The 3,687-nt window shown below is 38.0% G+C and carries 4 protein-coding genes; 1 reads left to right on the forward strand and 3 read right to left on the reverse strand.

The features are described 5' to 3' along the window. Positions 1 to 294: 294 nt before the first annotated feature. Positions 295 to 2,148: a TonB-dependent receptor gene (locus AABI99_RS17680; protein ID WP_338367437.1), complete on the reverse strand. Its 1,854-nt coding sequence runs from the start codon at positions 2,146 to 2,148 to the stop codon at positions 295 to 297. 176 nt (positions 2,149 to 2,324) lie between these two features. On the opposite strand from AABI99_RS17680, the gene AABI99_RS17685 reads away from it, so the two are divergent. Beyond that, complete coding sequence (locus AABI99_RS17685; RefSeq protein ID WP_338367438.1) at positions 2,325 to 2,816, forward strand: peptide-methionine (S)-S-oxide reductase; 492 nt, start codon at positions 2,325 to 2,327, stop codon at positions 2,814 to 2,816. Positions 2,817 to 2,822: 6 nt separating this feature from the next. Here the strand turns inward: AABI99_RS17685 and AABI99_RS17690 are convergent, their stop codons facing one another. Together AABI99_RS17690 and AABI99_RS17695 are read right to left on the reverse strand one after the other, a co-directional pair. Next, on the reverse strand, positions 2,823 to 3,188 hold the full coding sequence (locus AABI99_RS17690) for a hypothetical protein (RefSeq protein ID WP_338367439.1): 366 nt from the start codon (positions 3,186 to 3,188) through the stop codon (positions 2,823 to 2,825). Further along, positions 3,172 to 3,390 carry a hypothetical protein gene (locus AABI99_RS17695; protein ID WP_338367440.1) on the reverse strand — a complete coding sequence of 73 codons (219 nt, stop codon included), beginning with the start codon at positions 3,388 to 3,390 and terminating at the stop codon, positions 3,172 to 3,174. The genes AABI99_RS17690 and AABI99_RS17695 overlap by 17 nt, the downstream gene beginning before the upstream one ends. Between the last annotated feature and the right edge of the window lie 297 nt (positions 3,391 to 3,687).

Below are 3,687 nucleotides of genomic sequence, written 5' to 3' on the forward strand. Positions count from 1 at the left end.
CTCATTTACTCCTCATTCGCTTCTCTTTGTGCAACTTTTTAGCTTTGCTATATATAAAAACGCGCTGCTTTTTCTGGCTTAAGGCCATAAAGTGATTTATTCGCAAAGAGGGTAAGAGGCGCCGCGCTTTTAGAGGAAGAGATGAACTATTGAGTAATCGTTGCTTTGTGTTTTCTCATTTATTTCTGATTCAATTCTCTTTGTGCAATATTTTTGTCTAGAATAACGCTTTTATAAAAACCACAGCGTTTACAAAACAAAATATAAATGAGTTTGTAAACGCCACTTTAATTTTTACCAACTATACGTTGCGCTTAACGTATATTGTTCACCGCGCCCTGGTGTACCGGGTATTTCTTCAAACGACTCATCCCATAAGTTATCTGCCGCTAAAGTAATAAATAAATTGCTTAACTGTGGCGGGGTTATTTTAAGCGTTAGCTGGGTAAATAACGCGTTGTCGTGGCCGTTTCTAAGTGCGTTTTTGTGTTGTGTACGCCATTCGTTGTCTATTCTAAATTCTAAAATATCAGTTGGGTTGTACACAGCGCCGAGTGTTATACGGTGATCAGGAAAGTTTAACGCGTAAAAACTAGCATCAATATCGGCAGCGCCATAGTTTTCTGATTTATGCAAATAGGTGTAGCTAGCAATAAGTTTTGCAGTATCAAAGTGTTTAGTCGCTAAAAATTCAACCCCTGCAGTATCAATATCAACTGGGTTTGCAAAGCGCGCAGAGGTGGAGTCAAAATTAAAGGTCCAGTCGGTTAAGTTATTATCTTTTCGATAAAAAATGGCTGAGTTTAACTGCCAGCTTTGCTCTTCAAGTAGTAAGCCTAGTTCTAAGTTTGAAGTCGTTTCGCGCTCAAGGTTGTAGTTACTTCTAAATAACCCGCCAGAATCGCTGCCACCAATAGCTGTGTAGCCTGCAACTTGGCTTGCCTGCGCGTATGATAAATAAAGACTGTGCGCTGTGCCGTCACTGTTTTGGGTATTTAAGGTTATATCACCAATAGCTGATATTTCAGCATCATCACGATTAGTATCATCATACGCAGCACCTAAGCGAAAAGTAAGCTGCTGACTCGCTTTTAAAGCCATAGTGTATTGGGGCAATATGCTCAGCTTATAATATTTTCGTGAGGTAAAGTTGTTTTCAAGTGTGGTTGATTCAATCGAGTCATCAATAAACTGTGCAGAGTAATTGATTGCCAGTGCATTGCTTTGTGCATGGCGGCCCGAAAGAGCCAGCGATTTAACTTCGCTTTTATGAAACGCTTCAAATGCACTTGGGTTTTCGCGCGAATAAATATAGTGATCATCATGGGTACGGTAATATGCCGATACTTCAAAATTGCTGTTTTCAGCGTAATTTTGTTTGTGATTAAGCATCCAAAGGCGGGTTTCTAGATCTTCAGTTTCGTTAACGCCAAAAGGGGTATACAAGTTAGGCCAACCAAAAAACTTATCTTGCGAGCCATAAAATAAATCGGTTTGGCTATCCTCGCTTGCTAATTGCACGCGAGCTGAGGCGCGTGAAAAGTCATGGTCACCATTATCAATAGTGCCATCACTTTGCGAGTGAGAATATTCACCTTCAAAACCAAGGGTATAGTTAACTAAGCTATCAAGTTGTGTGTTTTTAGCTGCGTGAATACTTTGAAGATTAAAGTCATTCGTACCAGTACCAAGTGATACACTACCGCCAGTAATAATCGGTTTCCAACCAAACGAAACCGTACCTACAGAGCTGTTCATACCGTATAGTGCATTATCAGCACCGGTTAAAACTGCTGGGCCGCTTAGCATTTGCGGTGCAATGGGAATTTCAGCAAAATAATGACCAGATTGCGGGTCAAGCAGGGTAGCACTGCCTACTTTAAAGCCGGTGTTTTCAAAAATACCGCCACGAATAGTTACATCAGCTTGTGCCTCAGCCATATTTCGTGATTGAAGATCTACACGCGGATCGTATTCTAAATTAGAAATAGGCGAGTCAAATGTACCGACAGGCAGTTTATTCGCAGTAGGCGAAGCTTCAACCGTTATTTGCTCGATTGATGACTCATTAGGTAGCGTATTGGCATCAACAAATGGGGTAACGCTGCATAACAGTGCAGGTAATATAACGTGTGGTGTGCTGTTCATGTGTTTCTCGTCGTTTTTTATTTGTAGCGGCGGTTACAATTAATTTCAAAGCTTATATTTGAGCATGATAAAATAACTAAATGTAACAGCAGACATTTTGTGCGCGATTGTACATTAATTTGTTAATAACTGCATTTGATAACCATTCACACTTTTCTCATTAGGTAACATTTATAATGGATACTAAAGAACACAATACTATTTACTTTGCTGGTGGCTGCCTGTGGGGTGTACAAGAGTTTATGAAACACTTACCAGGTGTTGTTATCACACAGGCAGGGCGCGCTAATGGAACAAGCAAAACGACAGGTGGCGAATACGATGGTTATGCAGAATGCGTAAAGGTAATTTATGACCCAAACGCCGTTACCCTAAATAAGCTGTTTGACTACTTTTTTGAAATTATTGACCCATACAGCATTAATAAACAAGGGGATGACGTAGGCCCTAAATACCGCACTGCTATTTACAGTAAACACCAAACCCATTTAGACGCAGCAAACAACTATATCAAAAAGCGCAGCGATGCCGATAAAATTGTAGTACAGGTAGAGCTGTTAACTAATTACGTACCAAGCGATCCTGAGCACCAAGACCGTTTAACCAACCACCCTGATGACTATTGCCATATACCTTTTGAGTTATTGCATAAATACAGAACGAGTTAATAAAAACTATTGTTTATTTTTTCTTTGAGCTTTTTTGCTTAGTTTTTTCTCTTTTTTACGCGGAAACATGTCTCTACTTAGGTACGGTATAGCCAAAAAAAAGATCCCACACCCTAAGTAAAAAAAAAGGTTAAAAAGATAAGCAAATGGAGAGGTAGAGAAAAAATAAACCTCAGATTCAACTCGATAATCTGTTGGTGTATGAACATAACCGTCGTATATAGATTTTACGGCGATTATTATAAGTAATAACCCTACAGCAAAAGAAAACAAAGAGAATGCTACTTGGTTCAACAGCATTCTAGTATTACTAATATTAGCATGTTTTATTTTTGGCTTCTTTTTTGTTTTTTTATTATTTGATTGCTTCATGCTTACCAAAAAAAGTAATAATCATAGCTATAAATATTCCGACAAAACCAACGGTTGAGAAAATTGAGCTATATTCACTTTTAATACTGAAAATATTTAGCAGACTAGTTATTAATAAAAGTGATATTCCAAGTGCTTTTAAAACTTTTAGTGTTTTATTTAAACCAAACCAATCACGGCAAGAAGGGCATGTAGGTTTCATTTTAATCCTTTATTTAACCTTTTTAATTCCTCTTAATACTCTAAAACCAATATAACTTGATCTTCGGTTTGCTGTAAATACCAGTCTTTGGAAGTGGTGTAAGTGTTTGTGCTCCTTTAGCTAATGTAAGACCTATTTATAAAGTAATTCTGCCAAAGCTATTATAGGAGGGCTTAAAATTTAAATTATATTTGAGAAATCATAAGTAATTAGAAGCTACGCTTCTCGCGCAAGCAAGCTTAGCGCCTTGTATCTCTCGTTGATAAATGATTAGCTATCATTTATCACATCGAAGTC

It is taken from the genome of uncultured Pseudoalteromonas sp. (assembly GCF_963922945.1).
Lineage (GTDB): Bacteria > Pseudomonadota > Gammaproteobacteria > Enterobacterales > Alteromonadaceae > Pseudoalteromonas.

Excerpts from the sequence above, each read along its gene's own strand:
- AABI99_RS17680 (WP_338367437.1), bottom strand. The coding sequence starts at position 2,148 with ATGAACAGCACACCACACGTTATATTACCTGCACTGTTATGCAGCGTT.
- AABI99_RS17685 (WP_338367438.1), top strand. The coding sequence starts at position 2,325 with ATGGATACTAAAGAACACAATACTATTTACTTTGCTGGTGGCTGCCTG.
- AABI99_RS17690 (WP_338367439.1), bottom strand. The coding sequence starts at position 3,188 with ATGAAGCAATCAAATAATAAAAAAACAAAAAAGAAGCCAAAAATAAAA.
- AABI99_RS17695 (WP_338367440.1), bottom strand. The coding sequence starts at position 3,390 with ATGAAACCTACATGCCCTTCTTGCCGTGATTGGTTTGGTTTAAATAAA.